Raw genomic sequence first — 17,191 nt, forward strand, 5'->3', positions numbered from 1 at the left:
AATCCACCTCAAGTGTCAAGCCATTTATCAAAAAAAACCATAAATAAATAAAGCCTACAACCCGCTTGATTAAAGGATCTAAAGAGTTTGCTTATAAAACAAACAACCCTCTCATTGAATTCTGCAAACTCAAGCGGACGCGCAGTTTACAGGGATAATAATTTTGTTCAATAGCTATTTTAGAATTTAGTAATTAAGTGCAGAAAAAACAACCAGCTTTAATTGCATCAACTTGCTGAGGAACTTTATCTATTAATCGCTGATAAATAAAAGTGTTCAATCAACTCTGTCGATGCTACTAATACTATAGTTAAGAGCTAGACTCTCTGCATGTTGGCCTATAGCTTATTCATTGTTCGGTTTACCCGAGGTCTGTTGTTCATCTTTATTCACCGATGGTTCATTAAAATCAGCATCTTCTTCCGCTTCACCAACGACATCCTCTAAAGTCACTTTATCAACGCTTTTAAACGTATTGAATGGACCTGCCACTGCATACAACACAAAAACGATAAATAAGACAAGCGAAGGTGCTGTGGCTACAATAATGAACACTAGAATGACCGCCAAAATCGCAACAAATGGCACTTTGCCATGCCAATCGACTTCCTTGAAACTGTTATATTTGAAATTACTGACCATCAACAAACCAGATAGACCGGTAACGAGCGCTACAAGCCAGCCTAAATCAGGCCCAACAATTTCATAATCGATACCACACCACACCATACCTGCGACAAGTGCTGCCGCGGCCGGTGATGCAAGTCCTTGAAAAAAGCGCTTATCAGCAATACCTACTTGAGTATTGAAGCGCGCTAATCTTAACGCCGCGCCAGCAACATATATAAAAGCGGCTAACCATCCTATTTTTCCCAAGTCGGTAAGGCCATAATTATATGCTACTAATGCAGGAGCAACGCCGAAAGAAACCATATCAGCCATCGAATCATATTCAGCCCCAAAAGCCGACTGTGTGTTGGTAATTCTTGCCACTCGACCATCCAAACCGTCGAAAATCATCGCCACAAAAATTGCAATTGCAGCACTCTCAAAGTTACCATTCATGGACATTACAACGGCGTAAAAACCTGAAAACAAACCTGCTGTAGTAAGCAAATTTGGCAACAGGTAGATGCCTCGACGTTTAGAATTAGTTTCGGTCATATTTTCTCCTTTCCGCTAGTTTACCTTATTTCAGTGTTACAGGTCATCCATTGTAAACAGTAATTAACTTTGTCAGACTTATTCACGTGAGCTTAGTGCTCTTGTGAGCGTGCGGCAAATAGGGCCTAGAAGGAATCATCCCGAGACATACGAAATTTATGCGTCCAAATTAGCACTGTCAATTTATTTTACAATGACTAAAAATATTCATGCACACAAAAATTCAACTCATTGAATTAATTAACTTTAATTTTTTTGGCTTGTTTTTTGCTTTGGCATGTAGCAGATATTTTAGAAAAGGGAATGGAAGTAATATGAGATTCAGACACATCGGACTAGCGGCTTTGCTAATGACGGCATCGACCTTAAGTTTCGCCTCAACATCGACAGCTACGAGCTGGAGTTTTAAAACAAGCAGTTCGGACACTGGGCACATTCAAGGCTCAGGCGCCCACACATCTCTCAGTGGAACGAAACACGGTATTGATTTAGATATAACAGCTTGGTCGTCGTCTTTATTCGGCAGCAATGCATACTGCCAAGATTCTAACGGAGATCGGTGCATTCAACGCTCAAGACTAACTCGTTATGGTAATAGCGGTTTAGGTGTTATCAATGGTGATGAGGGAGACGATACCCCGAACCATTCTGTAGATAACAATCATTTCGATTTTGATATGATTCTTCTATCATTCAGCGAAGCGATCAATATTAGCGCAATCGATACAGGGTGGAATTATACCTACGGTGGCAGTGGTGGTAGAACCCAAAATACTGCAGGTGCATCAGTCATGGCATTCACGGGCGGTGATTCCATCATTGGGACTCCATTTGCCAGCAATGAAACATGGGCTGACATAACGAATCGCGGCTGGACTAACATTGGTTCGGACTTTAAAGGAAATGGTTCAAACGGTCATATTCCAGTAACAAGCTCTGCTGGCGTGTTTTCAAAATATTGGTTAGTCGGTGCTGCTCACGCTATTGAGCGTAATGCAGGACACTTAACTGACCACATTAAGATTTCAGGTGTTAGCTTCATGAAAGAAGGGACCTCTGTAATAGACGCTAATGCTCCAGCATCTATCGCATTCCTTTTAGGGTTCGGTGTTTGGTTGGGTTTACGACGCAGTAAGTAATTAAACATAGTTATCGAAAAGGCGGATTATCCGCCTTTTTTTTTGTGTACAATATTACAATATAGATAAAGCGCTATTTGAAGAGTATTTATGAAGTATTTAATTTCAACATTCTTATTGTTACCTTTTTTAGCCCTTGCTCAGGTTGAAGATAACTTCGAAAAAGCAAACATAGCATTTGAGCAAAGTCAATTTGACACAGCCTATATCCATCTGAAAAACAGTCTGGGCGAAGATCCTGACCATTTACCATCGAAAATCATGATGGGTAAAGTGATGGCTCTGTCATTTCTATATGACGAAGCTGTTTTAGAATTTTACGAAGCCTTAGAGCGCGGCGCTGATCCAAACTTAGTCATGGAGTTTTTGGCGAATTCATTGCTGGTTGAAAATAGATATCAAGACCTCATTGTTTTGGAAGAAAAGGGGCTAACCGCTAAAAATAAAGCGGTCTTGTTAGCAGTACAAGCAAAGGCATATAATGAGCTTGACGACGCAGAAAGTGCTCACAGGAATTTTGCATCTGCAATATTACTCTCCCCATCAAATGCGGCGGTACTCGACGCATATGCTAAGTTTGAGTTAGAGCAAAGAAATTTGGCTGCTGCTAAAAAACTCGCCAAACAAGCAATAGAAGCTGACCCAAGCTATACTGAATCGTATAGAACTCTAGCGGCGATTTACCGAAATCTTGATGACTTAGATGCCTATATCAAAGCCTTAAATACAGCACTAGCTATCGAGCCAGAACAGCCATTAGTGTTACGGGATCTTGTCAACGCATATGTCAGCCTCAATCAATTTCAAAGCGCTGAAGAGACAATCAATAAGATATTAGTCAATTCTCCTCAAGATCCAATGGCTAAATTTATGCTTAGCTATGTGCAATCTCAAAACGGCAATACAGATGAAGCACAAGCAACGCTTGAGGAGTTGGTCAACTACTTGAGCTTATTAGATGCTGATAGTTTAGAAAAAGGTGATGGGCTTTTATATATTAGTGGCATAGCAAACTATGCGGCTGGGAATATCAACGCCGCGATGCAAGACCTTCAGTCTTATTTAATTAAGCAGCCCAATGATATTCAGGCGAGTTTGATACTCAGTGATATTTACGCCAGTGAGGGTAGCTTTGCCACGGCTATTTCTGTGTTAGAGCGCTTTAGCCAAAAGGCTGAAACGGATTTACAATTTGGTTCGAAACTTTGCCGACTCTATTTACAAGCTAACTTAAATCACAAATGCAACCAACTGACTGGAAAGTTAGCTGAGCAATTCTCTACAGACCCAAAATTTATTGCATTAAAAGCCAGAGTCCTCGCCGCAAGAGGAAGAGAAAACGAAGCCCTTGCTACCCTGCAAACAATCACTGAAACTTCTGACTCTTTAATAATAGACAAGGTCTTATTGTCTATTCAAACTTCACAATATGCTGAAGCAGAAAAACAGGTAAACGTCTTATTAACAAACAATCCTAACAGTAATGATTTTAAAAACTTACTGGCTTCCATTTATATAAAACAAGGGAATATTCAAGGGGCAAAAAACATCTTAGAAGAGGTGTTAACACAGAATCCAGAACACTTCTCTGCTCGCTTTAATTTGTCTTCTGTTTACGCTAACTTAGGGGACCTCGAAGAGGCGAAATCCATACTGAGTCAGTTATTAGAGGAACGTCCTCAACAAACTGATGTATTGGCAATGCTCGCCAAAATTGAAAACCTCTTAGGCAATTATGAAGAGGCCCTTGCTCATATAAAAGTGGCACTTATTTTTGCTCCAAACTCTGCAGATTTGCAAATGGAAAGCGCTTCTATTTACTCGAATATGGGAGAGGTCGACGAGGCGATAGAGATCGCAAGTCAACTGGTTAGAGATAATTTCTTAGTGCCTGAGTTCTTGTTATATCGTGCAGACTTGTACATCAGAGTAGAAAACTACTATGGCGCAAAGAACGACTTAGCCACTCTTTATGGGATATACTCCGACAACTTTTCGGCACTTTACAACTTAGCGCTCTCTCAAGAACGAGCAAATGATCTAGACGGTGCATGGAAGAGCATACAGCGCTCTTTGACACTCAACCCTGATAACTATGCCACCCAATTAGAAAGTCTGCGGCTTGCGATACTTAGCAATCGTCTTGATGAGGCGAAGACTCAATCTGCATCTTTAAATCGACGCTATAAAAACCAGCCAGATCTACTCATGCTCAATGGGGATTTGGCGCAAGCGGAAGATAAGTTAAGCGAAGCTGCAGAATTTTATCAACAAGCCATAAATGCCGATAATACCTTCGCACAGGCCTTATTAAAACGTTATTTGCTGGCTAATCAAGGCTTTGCTCCTGAAGCATTTGTTAAGCTTGTGGAAAGCTCTATAGAGAGTGGGCCGAGCTCGGACTTAAAGCGTCATTTAGTCGGTGACCTATATTTAGACAATAAAAATTATACAAAAGCAAAAGAACATTATCGCCAAATCATAAAAAATAATGTGTACCCTCGCCTGCCATTTGTATTGAACAACTACGCAAATATTTATATTCAAGAGGCTAGTTTTGAAAGTGCCTACGAGCATGCGCTAAAAGCATATCAGTTGCTTCCGAGTAATCCATTTATTTTAGATACGCTTGGATGGTCATTGAGTCAGTTAGGTAAATATGACGAGGGTTTGAAATACTTGCGACAATCCTTTGCAATGAACACGATCGATCCTGCGGTGCGATATCATTTGGGTTACACCTTATTTAAGTTAAATAGGAAAACGGAAGCCAAAAGAGAAATTGAAAGCCTTTTAGAACAATTTGATGACTTTAAGTACCGCCAAAACGCTCTTGCCCTGATGGCAGAAATGAATAGAAATTCTTAATTGATGAAGCTAGCTTTTCACTAATGAAAAGCTAGCAAGCTACTGCCTTCAGAACTTATTTTATGGTCAATTGATTTTCTTCGACATCAATTCGAACCGTGTCTGTCAAACCTGAATCTTGAGACAGAAGTTTTTCTGCTAGAGGATTCTCTATGTACTGTTGAATCGCCCTCTTCAATGGTCTAGCACCAAATACCGGATCAAACCCTGCATCAGCGAGCTTATCTAGTGCCGCTCCACTTATTTCCAGTTTAAAGTTCATTTCATGCAGACGTTTGCGCAAGTCTGCCAACTGAATTTTAGCAATGGCTTTTATTTCTTCTTTCGCCAATGGATGGAAAACAACCATATCGTCTACTCTGTTTATAAACTCGGGACGAAAATGACTGCCAACCACTTGCATGACACCGGCTTTCATCTCGGCGTAATTTTCCTCACCTACCTGCGACTGAATGATATCTGAGCCCAAGTTTGAGGTCATAATTATCAAAGTATTCTTAAAGTCTACTGTGCGTCCTTGGCCATCCGTTAAACGTCCGTCGTCGAGCACTTGTAGCAAAATATTGAATACATCAGGATGCGCTTTTTCAACTTCATCAAGCAATATTACCGAATAAGGCTTGCGTCGCACAGCTTCAGTTAAATACCCACCTTCTTCGTATCCAACGTATCCCGGTGGCGCCCCAACCAATCTTGCCACAGAGTGCTTCTCCATAAACTCTGACATATCGATACGAATTAAGGCCTGTTCTGTGTCGAACATAAAGTTTGCGAGTGCTTTACAAAGCTCTGTTTTGCCAACACCTGTAGGGCCTAAAAACAGAAACGAGCCGGTTGGCTTATCGGGGTCTGAGAGCCCTGCACGAGACCGTCGAATGGCATTAGACACCGCCTTTACAGCCTCAGTTTGCCCGATGACTCGTTTTGCCAACACATCTTCCATACTGACGAGTTTTTCTTTTTCGCTTTCCAACATTTTATTGACCGGTATACCGGTCCAGCGGGAAAGTACGTCGGCAATCTCAACCTCTGTAACTTTATTTTTTAACAACGTGTGTTCGCTAGTATCCGTTTCAGCCGCTTTTTCAAGCCGCTGTTCTAACGCTGGTATCTTTCCGTACTGCAATTCAGACATTCTATTTAAATCAGAAGCGCGCCTTGCAATTTCTAAATCTAGTTTGGCTTGTTCCAGTTCAGCCTTTACGCCTTGAGTACCCTGCATTGCATCTTTTTCTCGATGCCAAACTTTATCTAACTCGGCAAACTTTAACTCCAATTGCTCTCTTTCTAGTTCTATGGTCTCGAGACGTTTATGACTGGCTGTATCCGTTTCTTTAGATAATGCTTGCTCTTCTAACTTTAGCTGAATAATGCGGCGTTCAAGTCGATCCATTTCTTCTGGTTTTGAATCTATTTGCATACGAATACTTGAAGCTGCCTCATCAATAAGATCTATTGCCTTATCAGGGAGCTGTCTATCGCTAATGTATCGATGAGATAAGCTTGCAGCAGCAACAATTGCCGGGTCAGTAATGTCAACGGCATGGTGAAGTTCATAGCGCTCTTTTAGGCCTCGCAATATAGCGATGGTGTCTTCAACACTCGGTTGGTCGACCTGCACTTTTTGAAAGCGCCGCTCTAAAGCCGCATCTTTTTCAATATATTGTCGGTATTCATCAAGGGTGGTTGCACCCACGCAATGCAGCTCCCCTCTTGCAAGAGCCGGCTTAAGCATATTGCCTGCATCCATCGCACCTTCGCCCTTCCCTGCACCCACCATAGTATGCAGCTCATCAATGAAGAGAATAACTCGGCCTTCTTCTTTAGACAGCTCGTTTAGTACTGCCTTAAGCCGTTCTTCAAATTCACCACGATATTTTGCACCTGCCACTAATGCGCCCATATCAAGTGATAATACTCGCTTATTTTTTAAGCCTTCAGGCACTTCTCCATTGATAATGCGCTGCGCGAGCCCCTCAACAATGGCTGTTTTACCTACGCCAGGTTCGCCAATTAACACTGGGTTGTTCTTTGTTCTACGTTGAAGAACTTGGATGGTGCGGCGAATTTCTTCATCCCGACCAATAACAGGATCTAATTTACCCTGCTCCGCTCGCTCGGTTAAATCCATGGTGAATTTTTCGAGTGCTTGACGCACGTCCTCAGCATTTTGATCCGTAACTTTTTGACCGCCTCTGATCTTATCTATCGCTTGCTCAACTTGAGGCTTATTCAAATGCAGCTGCTTTAAGATATTTCCTAACTGCCCTGTATCTTCTACTGCAGCCAGCACAAAAACTTCAGATGTAATGTAATCATCTTTCCTTTGCTGCGATATTTTATCGCTTACATTTAATAGTTTTATGGTATCTCTGCCCAACTGCACATCGCCGCCAAAACCCTGAATTTTCGGGAGTTTGTCGATGGCTTCCGCCAATGCGGAACGTAAACTGTTAACGTTAACTTTTGTCTGATCGAATAAAGGCCGTATGCTGCCGCCCTGCTGATTTAGCAAGGCCGACATTAAATGCACTGGTTCAATATATTGATTGTCACGGCCGAGAGCGAGTGATTGCGCATCAGAAATGGCAAGTTGAAACTTGCTAGTGAATTTATCTAAACGCATGATGATTCTCCAAAATTTCCATATTAACTATATGGGTATTTAAGGGGGTCATTTCAAGCCAATATTTTTAAATTAATATTTCATAACTATGGTAGCCATACGACCGCATTCTATTAAGCCAGCATGGGTAGACTGTCTGAAAGAAAATAAATCGTCTCGACAATAGGTACATACGCGACTTTGTTGCACATCGACAATGTTGAGGTCTTGCAGTATCTGATTTGCAACTGCGGATAAATCTATATGCCATTTGTTGGTGTCTGCTGCTCTAACGATAGATGATTCATAAGCTTTGAATTTAATAGCAAGGTCGCTACCGACTTCAAAATGATGCTGACAAATACTTGGACCTATCCAGGCCGATATGGTGCTATTGTCGGCACTGAACATGTCGACGGCATTTTCAATCACGCCACCGATAAGACCCTTCCAACCAGCATGAACGGCAGCACATTCATTACTTGCATTACTGAATAAGACAAGCGGTAAACAGTCTGCGGTTAACACCGCTAAGGGCACTCTAGACTGTTTCGTGAACACGGCATCGGCGTTTGTGTGGGACTCTAACAATTGCTCATAATCAATAGCAATCGTTGAATGAGTTTGTTTCATAAAACGTAATGGTGCAATTGCAGGCTCTTTACTGTGCATCAAGGGCGATGACATATTGATTTGGCCGTCCAGAGAGCGTTTTTGTGTCGCAGATCTGTTTAAATAATCCGATAACAATTGTCTATTGCGCTCAACGCTTATCGGATTGTCTGACACATGTTGCGCTAAATTTAGAGAATCGTAGGGCTTAGCGCTAACGCCGCCATTCCTAGTGGTGGTAAAGCATAGTAAATTTTCCGCAAGCGGTCGATCTGGAACGATAAACTTCACATGCCTTCGCTAAGACCATTTTCCTCACTGTCTTTATCCAACTCGTTCAACAGTTCGATAAAATCGTCAGGCAGTGGGGCTTTCCAGGTCAGACGTTCAAGCGTAATAGGGTGTGTCAATGTGAGCTGAATGGCATGCAAGGCTTGGCGCTTAAATTCTCGCAAAATACTGATAAAAGATTCACTAGCATGTTTTGGTAGGCGAGCTCTGCCGCCGTATTGGATATCTCCAACAAGAGGATGCTTGATGTACGCCATATGCACACGGATTTGATGGGTTCTACCGGTTTCTAATTTCAACCTTAAATAGGTATGCGCTCGATATTTTCGCTTGACTCTGTAGTGGGTTACCGCAGGTTTGCCTGACTGCCGCACTGCCATCAAAGTGCGTTTAGTCGCATGTCTATCAATGTTCTCGTCAATACTGCCGCCCGCTATCAGGTTGCCCATAACAACGGCTTCATACTCTCGACCCATGGTACGAGACTGCAGTTGCTCAACCAGATGAGTTTGCGCAGCGAGCGTTTTTGCCACTACCATCAAACCTGTTGTTTCTTTATCTAGGCGATGTACTATGCCTGCTCTAGGTATGTGTTGTATATCTGGAACATGCGCTAATAGAGCATTTAACAAGGTGCCGGTCTGATTACCAGCGCCTGGATGAACGACCAGTCCCGCAGGTTTATCTATCACTAAAATGTCGCTATCTTCATAAACGATATTTAGCGCAATAATTTCTGGCTGATCGCTAACCTGGACTGCTTGCTCGGCATTAATTTGTATAACTTCGCCCCCCCTCATTTTTAAGCGGGGAGTATTAACCAAATCTCCATCGGCGAATACACAGTCTGCCAAAATCCACTCTTTTAACTTGGAACGTGAATATTCTGGGAACAATTGCGCAATGCATTGGTCTAGTCTTGTGTTAAATGCTTCTGGCGGTAACTCGCCTGTAAGCGATATGGATTTGACTTGCTGATTCATAAACAACATTATCGGTGAACGTGGCGACATTATAACAAGCAACGGCAATAAAAGCAGATGTAAGTTTTGGTGCCTGTGAAGGTTTAATTGTAGTAAAATAAAAGAATTCGTGTGGTATGAGACAAAATAATACAATGAAGGAATGGAAAAACTGGCTGCTTGCCTTAAGCAGCGTAGCATTAATTGGCATTTCAGGATGCTCCAGTTCCGAAGATGAACAGCGTGAACTCGTTGCGAATCAAGGCGCTAACGCACTTTATAATCAGGCAAAGAAAAATATGGAGATTGGTAACTTCTCCGCAGCTGCAGCAACCCTTAGTGCTATTGATTCAAGATTTCCATTTGGCCCGCTTTCCCATCAAGTTCAATTAGATTTGATTTATAGCTATTACAAAACTGGGAACACTGAACAAACTTTAGCCACTATTGACCGTTTTGTTAGGCTCAATCCAAATCATGCAGATGTCGACTATGCCCTTTATATGCGTGGTGTGACCAATATGGAGCAGGATAATAATTTATTTCAGAGCCTGCTGAATGTTGAGCGCTCTGATAGAGACCCTTCCAAATCTAAAGAGTCATTTGAGGACTTTAGGCGTCTAATAGAAAAATTTCCAGAATCTAAGTACGCTCGTGATGCTAAGCAACGTATGCTTGCCATAAAGAACCGACTTGCAAAGTACGAAATCGAAGTTGCTCGTTTTTATATGCGCCGTGAAGCATATGTAGCGGCAGCAAATCGCGGTAGATATGTACTAGAACATTATCCAGATACGCCGCAAATTCAACCCGCTCTAGAAATAATGGTATCGAGTTATGATGAACTAGGGCTTGACGAATTGAGAGACAATGCGGTGAAAACTCTGAGGCTCAATTTCCCCTCAAGTGAATTTATTCGTTAATATCAAAAAGGAGCCAATTGGCTCCTTTTTAGTTTTTTGTTGATACTTTAAAGTAAAGGTGGCTCAGAGGGTTAATTAATCTGGCCCAACCAGAAGTAAAGTGCAAAGGCTCATCGATAATACTAAATACTAAGCAGCCCTCATCAAGGGCTGCGATGGGCGTGTGAGTATGGCTTTCATTAAGCGCAATATAATCCCCAGTGTCATATTCATTTACACCGTCACTAAAGCTACCGTTTAATACTAAAGTACGCTCATTTCCGATGTGAGTGTGCTCAGGGACGCTACCGCCTCTTTCCATATAAATGAAGTTTGCTAGGTTTTTCCCACCTATGGATACTGGTGCCTGCCACAGTTTACCGACAAGATGTGACCAATCGCCCACGCTTTCAGAAAATCGTTGAAGACTAGGAGGAATTTTAAAACTTTTACCATCGATAAACAAACTCTTACCAGTTGTGCATACAGATGCCTGAGGAATTACACTTGGTCTGCTAACGATTGCATCAAACATATTCGCAAGCTCGTTATCAATAATGTTAGCCGTTTTTGATCCTTTGTCTTGTTCGAATATCAATTCTGCCGTTATTTCAGTCATAGTGAGCACCTTTGACCTGCACTGCTCACATAAATCACAGTGAGCAGATACTAAAATCGATTCGTTCGGCGCTATTATGCCATCAGCAAAACCAACCAAGGTTTGGTTAGTTGGGTGAAATCTAACCATGTTCTTTAAGCATTTCCTTCAATCGCTGCAATGCTAGGCGTGTTCTCGACTTAACGGTTCCGAGCGGAATTTCAAGTTCATCGGCGACCTCTTGTTGCGACTTACCATCAATGTATATAGCCTCGACTACCGCTTTTTGTTTTACTGGTAAACTCTCAAAGTATTGGCCTACTTCTTCTAACGTAATTTGTTCGTCTAATGGCGCTTGGGTCAAATCAGCGGTCTGCTCGCATAAAATTGGCCACATATCGTCTGAACATACATCCTCTTTACGATTCTGTAGCTTACGAAGCATATCAAAGCGAATATTTCTGGCGATCGTAAAAATCCACGTTGATGGCGAACCTTTCTCTGAATTGAAAAGGTGTGCTTTTTGCCACACATTTGACATTGTATCCTGCACTAACTCCATCGCAATCGCTTCATTACCCATCTGCTTTAAGGCATAAGACCTTAAACGCGGTGCGAAATAACCAAATACTTTCGAAAAAGATACTTTGCACCTTTCTTTTGCGACGGTTTCTAAGTAGGCAGACATCTCTGCGGCACAATCTTTGGGCTTGCTATTATCGTATTTCTTGTTATCCAACGGAATTCCAATAAGCATTTTTTTATCACCTTGTCGTACGCATCAATATAGTATGCAAATGAGTATAGCGAAACTTTTCGGCTTTATTAGTGAAATATATTTAATGTAAGTAATGTTGCGTCGGGGCGGTTTTGAAACTAAAGACGTCGCCTATTCAATAAGCTGAGCTAGATATTTTACCACTTTGTCGCAATCCTGTTGCGCCATAAAGTGCTGTTTTTGTTCAGCGCCTACCGGCAATAACTCCAACCAGCGGTTGACCACCCATGCCGGGTCATCAAACTTTACCTTGTCGTATAGCATGCTAATTTCAGGATATTTGTCAAACACCTCTTTAAGACGATCATTCATTGGAGATAACTCGTCAATATTTAAATTACATTGCCACATTTTACTCTCCTCACATTCAGCGATCCTGAGGCTGTCAAATTCCGTTTCGATATCAAAAATTGACACACAATACTGACCTTCTATAGTTATGCCGAGCAAGCCATCATCAAGTATGTCAAAATCTATTACCTTACAAAACGTGCCCAGTGGGAAAATATGTGTGTTGTTGCTCGCGTCGCCTGCGTTATTTATCATGCATACTACAAAGCCTGTTTCAGCCTTGCACACCTCTTTGATCATTCTTGTGTATCTTGGTTCAAAGATTCTCAACGCCATTCGCCCCTCAGGTAACACGTGTGAGGACAAAGGAAACAGCGGCACTTTCATAATTTGGGGCCCAAAGTTGACATATATATAATAAGTACTATGAACACCAAGGGATAGATCGATCGCATTTACAATTAAAAAAACTTAATTTGATGATCTTGTCGCCCTCACCTGTAGTAAAAAATTTACAAATTAAAAAGGCTAATTTACTCCATGAGCACTATAGAAAAATTCTCCCAATTTTACACTGATTTAGCGAGTATGCAGATTGACGCCTTGAAAGATATTTATAGCGCAGACGTGAAATTTATTGACCCTATTGCCTCTCACGACGGACTTGCGTCAGTAGAGCATTATTTTGGTAAGCTACTGAAGAATGCAAAATACTGTGAATTCGACATCCACAATAAACTACCTACTGGAAATCAAGGTTATGTTGTCAACTGGACAATGCGATTTACTTCAAAGCGCATTAACAAAGGCAAACCTGTCTCAGTCGATGGTATTTCAATGCTAACATTAGAAAACGATAAAATCGTTTTTCATCGTGATTACTATGACCTCGGCCAAATGGTTTACGAGCATGTTCCGCTGCTAGGCAAAATAATAAAAAAAATAAAACGAGGATTAAGTTAATGAAACGAATTTTAATTACTGGCGCAACCTCTGGAATTGGTGAAGCTTTAGCAGTTCATGCTGCTAATCACGGACACACTGTAATTGCCTGCGGCCGAAACGCGGAAAAGTTAACGGAACTTGCGAATATTGCAAATATAAGTACGCTCAGATTTGATGCGAGTGATGAACAAGCCACAATTGAGGCACTATCAGACATAGAGTTTGATATCGCAGTGATCAATGCTGGAACATGCGAATACGTTGATGCGAAAAGCATTGAACCAGCAATGTTCAGGCGCGTGTTTGAAATTAACGTGTTTGGTGCGGTAAATGTAGCATCTGCACTGCTAACAAAAGCACAACGAGGTAGTAAGCTAGTATTTGTGGATAGCCTTGCAAGACTATTACCCTTTACTCGCAGTCAAGCCTATGGAGGCAGCAAAGCTGCGCTGCATTACATCGCCAAAAGTTTAGAAGTTGACCTTGCAACTCGCGGTATCGATGTACAGACGATATCGCCAGGCTTCGTAAAAACGCCACTTACCGACAAAAATGATTTTAAGATGCCGATGGCTATATCTTCAAAGAGAGCGGCGCAGTACATGCTTGACGGCATTTTAAGTGATCGCTCCGCTATATATTTTCCTAAACGCTTTAGTGCGTTCATACGTTTTTTAAACTTCTTACCCGCTTTTGTTCAGCGCAAAATGTGTATTGGTATGAGAAGTAGTGCCAAGAGAGCCGCAAAGCATGACTAAACGTATTGCCATAATTGGCAGCGGCATTGCAGGCCTGACTAGCGCGTATTTACTCAATAAACATGCAGACATTTTGCTTTTCGAGGCAAACGATTATATCGGCGGACACACAGCTACAAAAAATGTCGACGTTGACGGCAGGCAATACGCCATTGATACTGGATTTATTGTTTATAACGATTGGACTTATCCAAATTTTATCAAGCTCATGTCGCAACTCAATATTGATAGTCAAGCCAGCGAGATGAGTTTCAGTGTGCGCAATGACAGCACCGGTTTAGAATACAACGGTAACACGATAAATAGTTTGTTTGCGCAAAGGCGAAACATCTTATCACCGAGTTTCTGGCGTCTAGTTCTCGATATTCTTAAGTTCAACAAAGTATGCAAGCAAGCCATTGAAGATAACGTAAACGTCGAAAATATTACCCTAATAGAATTTATTGAAGAACATAAGTTGAGCGAGCAGTTCGTACAAAACTATATACTGCCTATGTGTGCCGCGATTTGGTCTACCAGCCTTGAAGCTTCCGCAAATTTTCCGCTAAGCTTTTTTCTTAAGTTCTTCAATAATCATGGCTTGTTAAACGTTACTAATCGTCCACAGTGGTTTACTTTAATTGGGGGTTCGTCTCAGTACATAGAGCCCATCACGGCCGAATATAAGGATAAAATTCGTTTGAATTGTCCAGTGACTCAAGTTGCAAAAACGGCGGATGGCTTTCAAGTAACTTCGCCTGACGGTATACGCGACTTCGACGAAGTCATTTTCGCCTGTCATAGCGACCAAGCTTTAAAAATGTTGAACTTAGAAAGTTTTGAAACAGGCACTGCCGAATCTCTAAGTACAATATTAGGCGATATCCCGTATGCGATGAACGAAGTGGTAATGCATACAGACACATCGGTCTTACCCCAGCGAAAGCTTGCCTGGGCCAGTTGGAATTATCAAATACGAGGTAATAGCGACGAACAATTGGCGCCAGCAGCAGTGACCTACAACATGAATATTCTGCAGCGAATTGAGTCTGACACAACATTCTGCGTCACGCTTAACAACACTAAGGAAATTGCAAAACACAAAATTTTGGGAGTTTATCATTACGCTCACCCGCAATTTAGTCCAACAATGGTTGCCGCGCAGCAGCGCCGAGATGAAATTTGTGGTGTCGATGGCTTGCACTTTTGTGGCGCCTATTGGTACAACGGTTTCCATGAGGACGGTGTTCGCAGTGCACTTGACGTTTGTAAGCGCTTTGGAGTATCACTTTGATTGAAGCCGAACTGGAAAGCGCTATTTACACAGGAAAAGTTTTTCACCGGCGTGTCGTTCCCAAACTGCATGCCTTTGAATACAATATTTTTTTATTTTGGCTAAAATTGTCGGAAATAAGTGCGGTAAACAAACGGGTAAAAGGGTTTTCGGATCGGAGTATTAGGCGATCAATTGTCAATTTTACGCGCGCTGATTACCTTGGCGACCCGCAGCAAAACCTTGAAAGCGCGGTACTCGAAAAAATGTCGGAACTTAACGGAAAACCCCTTTTTGGAGAGGTCTTCATGCTCGGCCAAGTGCGTACCTTTGGTTTATACTTTAGCCCGGTGAATTTTTTCTATCTGCGTGACAGTGCGAATAATTTTTCGCATGTATTAGCCGAAGTATCGAATACTCCATGGAATAATAGACATCACTATTTAGTTGACTTAGCGGAGCAAAAAGATTGTGCGAAAGCATTTCATGTTTCGCCGTTTAATCCTATTGATATGGTGTACCACTGGCGAATAGCTCAACCGAACGAGGAGCTTAAGCTACAGCTAATATGCAGTAAACAGAGCAAACATTTTGAAGCATCAATGGATTTAAAACGCATTCCTTTGAATTCAGTTAGTTTGCGGAAAACGCTGTTGTCCATTCCAAGCATGACTATAAAAACTGTAGCTGGCATTTATTGGCAAGCACTGAAATTATTTTTAAAACGCGTACCAATTTATACGCACCCATGAAGTAAGGAAAAAATATGTCACATGGTGAACAAACATTAACGACAAGCGAGCCGATTTCCTTTTGGGAAAAAACTTGTCGCACAATGTTTATCAGTGCGCTTAAGCATTTACCACAGGGTCATTTGATTATTAAAGAGCAAGGTCAGGTGGTTGCATCGCTTGGCGACGAGGCGTCGGATCTAAAAGCAGAGGTACATATACTCAACACCGCAGCTTATCCAAAATTACTGTTAGGGGGCAGCATTGCGTCTGGAGAAACATTCACCGACAAACTGTGGGATAGCCCCAATCTGACGAACGTCATCAGAATTTTCGCACGTAATTTATCGACCTTAGACAAATGGGAAAAGCGATTTCAGTGGCTAACGTTGCCTATGGCAAAAATAAAGCATATCGCAAATAACAATTCGCCAACGCAAGCGAAAAAAAATATAGGCGCTCACTATGATTTGGGCAATAGACTTTACACCAAATTTTTAGATGAATCGATGATGTATTCTGCAGCGGTCTATCCAGATCCAAATGCCAGCTTGGCGCAGGCTCAAGAATATAAATTGAAAACAATTTGCGACAAACTTCAACTGAGCCCTACCGATCATTTAATGGAAATAGGCACAGGCTGGGGCGGACTCGCAGTATATGCAGCGAAACACTATGGCTGTAAAGTAACCACAACTACTATTTCTGAAGAACAATACGCTTGGGCTGAAAACTGGGTTAAGCATGAAAATTTGGAGCAGCAAATTACCCTGTTAAAAAAAGACTATCGATTATTAGAGGGAGAGTATGACAAACTCGTTTCGATTGAGATGATCGAAGCTGTAGGTAAGAAATATTTAGCCAACTTCTTTGAAAAGTGCTCATCGCTATTGAAGCCCAATGGCTTGATGCTTCTGCAGTCTATAACCATCGATGACCGACGCTATGATGGCTATTCTGACAGCGTAGATTTTATTCAAAAGCATATTTTTCCGGGTGGGTTTTTACCTTCACAGTTTGCCATAAACAAACATGTTAAAAAATATACAGATATGAGTATTCGCGATGTTCATGATATTGGGCTTGATTACGCACAAACTCTTAAACATTGGTTTGAAGACTTCATGAAGCAAGCGACAGCGCTGAATGAAGATGGCTATGACGAGCGTTTTATGAGGATGTGGCAATACTATCTTAATTACTGCGAGGGTGGATTTCTAGAACGAGTAATCAGCACGGCACAGGTCGTGTTAGCTAAACCTCAGCATCGCAATATGCTTAGCCGCGGTTAACGA

General features: G+C 41.7%; 15 protein-coding genes. 8 read left to right on the forward strand and 7 right to left on the reverse strand.

Annotation, left to right across the window (positions count from 1 at the left end):
- Positions 1-345: 345 nt before the first annotated feature.
- On the reverse strand, positions 346-1,164 hold the full coding sequence (gene pssA, locus AB9H30_RS16140) for a CDP-diacylglycerol--serine O-phosphatidyltransferase (RefSeq protein WP_371195748.1): 819 nt from the start codon (positions 1,162-1,164) through the stop codon (positions 346-348).
- Positions 1,165-1,478: 314 nt separating this feature from the next.
- Here pssA and xdp1 point away from each other — a divergent pair, with 314 nt between their 5' ends.
- Both xdp1 and prsT read left to right on the forward strand, forming a co-directional pair.
- Positions 1,479-2,303 (forward strand): exosortase-dependent surface protein XDP1, encoded by an 825-nt coding sequence (xdp1, locus tag AB9H30_RS16145; RefSeq protein ID WP_371195749.1) that lies wholly within the window; start codon positions 1,479-1,481, stop codon positions 2,301-2,303.
- A 90-nt stretch (positions 2,304-2,393) separates the two neighbouring features.
- Complete coding sequence (prsT, locus tag AB9H30_RS16150; RefSeq protein WP_371195750.1) at positions 2,394-5,171, forward strand: XrtA/PEP-CTERM system TPR-repeat protein PrsT; 2,778 nt, start codon at positions 2,394-2,396, stop codon at positions 5,169-5,171.
- 55 nt (positions 5,172-5,226) lie between these two features.
- On the opposite strand, the gene clpB is transcribed toward prsT, so the two are convergent.
- From clpB to rluD, 3 genes are all read right to left on the reverse strand, one after another.
- Positions 5,227-7,797, reverse strand: coding sequence for an ATP-dependent chaperone ClpB (gene clpB, locus AB9H30_RS16155; protein WP_371195751.1), 2,571 nt, complete (start codon positions 7,795-7,797; stop codon positions 5,227-5,229).
- Between the two features lie 72 nt (positions 7,798-7,869).
- Positions 7,870-8,679: a polyphenol oxidase family protein gene (locus tag AB9H30_RS16160; protein WP_371195752.1), complete on the reverse strand. Its 810-nt coding sequence runs from the start codon at positions 8,677-8,679 to the stop codon at positions 7,870-7,872.
- A complete protein-coding gene (gene rluD, locus AB9H30_RS16165) occupies positions 8,676-9,662 on the reverse strand; it encodes a 23S rRNA pseudouridine(1911/1915/1917) synthase RluD (protein ID WP_371195753.1) in 987 nt (328 codons plus the stop codon). The genes AB9H30_RS16160 and rluD overlap by 4 nt, the downstream gene beginning before the upstream one ends.
- A gap of 134 nt (positions 9,663-9,796) precedes the next feature.
- Here rluD and AB9H30_RS16170 point away from each other — a divergent pair, with 134 nt between their 5' ends.
- Entirely contained in the window at positions 9,797-10,564 is a 768-nt protein-coding gene (locus AB9H30_RS16170) for an outer membrane protein assembly factor BamD (protein WP_371195826.1), read from the forward strand.
- 28 nt (positions 10,565-10,592) lie between these two features.
- On the opposite strand, the gene AB9H30_RS16175 is transcribed toward AB9H30_RS16170, so the two are convergent.
- The 3 genes from AB9H30_RS16175 to AB9H30_RS16185 form a co-directional block, all read right to left on the reverse strand.
- Entirely contained in the window at positions 10,593-11,291 is a 699-nt protein-coding gene (locus AB9H30_RS16175) for a ChrR family anti-sigma-E factor (protein ID WP_371195754.1), read from the reverse strand.
- Complete coding sequence (locus AB9H30_RS16180; protein WP_371195755.1) at positions 11,284-11,898, reverse strand: sigma-70 family RNA polymerase sigma factor; 615 nt, start codon at positions 11,896-11,898, stop codon at positions 11,284-11,286. The genes AB9H30_RS16175 and AB9H30_RS16180 overlap by 8 nt, the downstream gene beginning before the upstream one ends.
- Before the next feature lie 132 nt (positions 11,899-12,030).
- Entirely contained in the window at positions 12,031-12,597 is a 567-nt protein-coding gene (locus AB9H30_RS16185; protein ID WP_371195756.1) for an LON peptidase substrate-binding domain-containing protein, read from the reverse strand.
- A 153-nt stretch (positions 12,598-12,750) separates the two neighbouring features.
- Between AB9H30_RS16185 and AB9H30_RS16190 the strand changes: the two genes are divergently transcribed.
- From AB9H30_RS16190 to AB9H30_RS16210, 5 genes are read left to right on the forward strand one after another with little or no spacing between them, the layout of a single operon-like run.
- Positions 12,751-13,173, forward strand: a complete 423-nt coding sequence (locus AB9H30_RS16190) for a nuclear transport factor 2 family protein (RefSeq protein WP_371195757.1) — start codon at positions 12,751-12,753, stop codon at positions 13,171-13,173.
- Complete coding sequence (locus tag AB9H30_RS16195) at positions 13,173-13,913, forward strand: SDR family NAD(P)-dependent oxidoreductase (RefSeq protein ID WP_371195758.1); 741 nt, start codon at positions 13,173-13,175, stop codon at positions 13,911-13,913. The genes AB9H30_RS16190 and AB9H30_RS16195 overlap by 1 nt, the downstream gene beginning before the upstream one ends.
- A complete protein-coding gene (locus AB9H30_RS16200; RefSeq protein ID WP_371195759.1) occupies positions 13,906-15,186 on the forward strand; it encodes an NAD(P)/FAD-dependent oxidoreductase in 1,281 nt (426 codons plus the stop codon). Before AB9H30_RS16195 ends, AB9H30_RS16200 begins: the two co-directional genes overlap by 8 nt.
- Before the next feature lie 11 nt (positions 15,187-15,197).
- A complete protein-coding gene (locus tag AB9H30_RS16205; protein ID WP_371195827.1) occupies positions 15,198-15,917 on the forward strand; it encodes a DUF1365 domain-containing protein in 720 nt (239 codons plus the stop codon).
- 14 nt (positions 15,918-15,931) lie between these two features.
- Entirely contained in the window at positions 15,932-17,188 is a 1,257-nt protein-coding gene (locus AB9H30_RS16210; protein ID WP_371195760.1) for a class I SAM-dependent methyltransferase, read from the forward strand.
- Positions 17,189-17,191 lie beyond the last annotated feature (3 nt).

Source organism: Glaciecola sp. SC05, from assembly GCF_041380235.1.
GTDB lineage: Bacteria > Pseudomonadota > Gammaproteobacteria > Enterobacterales > Alteromonadaceae > Glaciecola.

Bases quoted from the DNA above. Each gene is read 5' to 3' on its own strand.
- prsT (WP_371195750.1), top strand. From the start codon at position 2,394: ATGAAGTATTTAATTTCAACATTCTTATTGTTACCTTTTTTAGCCCTT.
- xdp1 (WP_371195749.1), top strand. From the start codon at position 1,479: ATGAGATTCAGACACATCGGACTAGCGGCTTTGCTAATGACGGCATCG.
- clpB (WP_371195751.1), bottom strand. From the start codon at position 7,797: ATGCGTTTAGATAAATTCACTAGCAAGTTTCAACTTGCCATTTCTGAT.
- AB9H30_RS16200 (WP_371195759.1), top strand. From the start codon at position 13,906: ATGACTAAACGTATTGCCATAATTGGCAGCGGCATTGCAGGCCTGACT.
- AB9H30_RS16185 (WP_371195756.1), bottom strand. From the start codon at position 12,597: ATGAAAGTGCCGCTGTTTCCTTTGTCCTCACACGTGTTACCTGAGGGG.
- pssA (WP_371195748.1), bottom strand. From the start codon at position 1,164: ATGACCGAAACTAATTCTAAACGTCGAGGCATCTACCTGTTGCCAAAT.
- AB9H30_RS16180 (WP_371195755.1), bottom strand. From the start codon at position 11,898: ATGCTTATTGGAATTCCGTTGGATAACAAGAAATACGATAATAGCAAG.
- rluD (WP_371195753.1), bottom strand. From the start codon at position 9,662: ATGAATCAGCAAGTCAAATCCATATCGCTTACAGGCGAGTTACCGCCA.
- AB9H30_RS16190 (WP_371195757.1), top strand. From the start codon at position 12,751: ATGAGCACTATAGAAAAATTCTCCCAATTTTACACTGATTTAGCGAGT.
- AB9H30_RS16195 (WP_371195758.1), top strand. From the start codon at position 13,173: ATGAAACGAATTTTAATTACTGGCGCAACCTCTGGAATTGGTGAAGCT.
- AB9H30_RS16175 (WP_371195754.1), bottom strand. From the start codon at position 11,291: ATGGTTAGATTTCACCCAACTAACCAAACCTTGGTTGGTTTTGCTGAT.
- AB9H30_RS16210 (WP_371195760.1), top strand. From the start codon at position 15,932: ATGTCACATGGTGAACAAACATTAACGACAAGCGAGCCGATTTCCTTT.
- AB9H30_RS16170 (WP_371195826.1), top strand. From the start codon at position 9,797: ATGAAGGAATGGAAAAACTGGCTGCTTGCCTTAAGCAGCGTAGCATTA.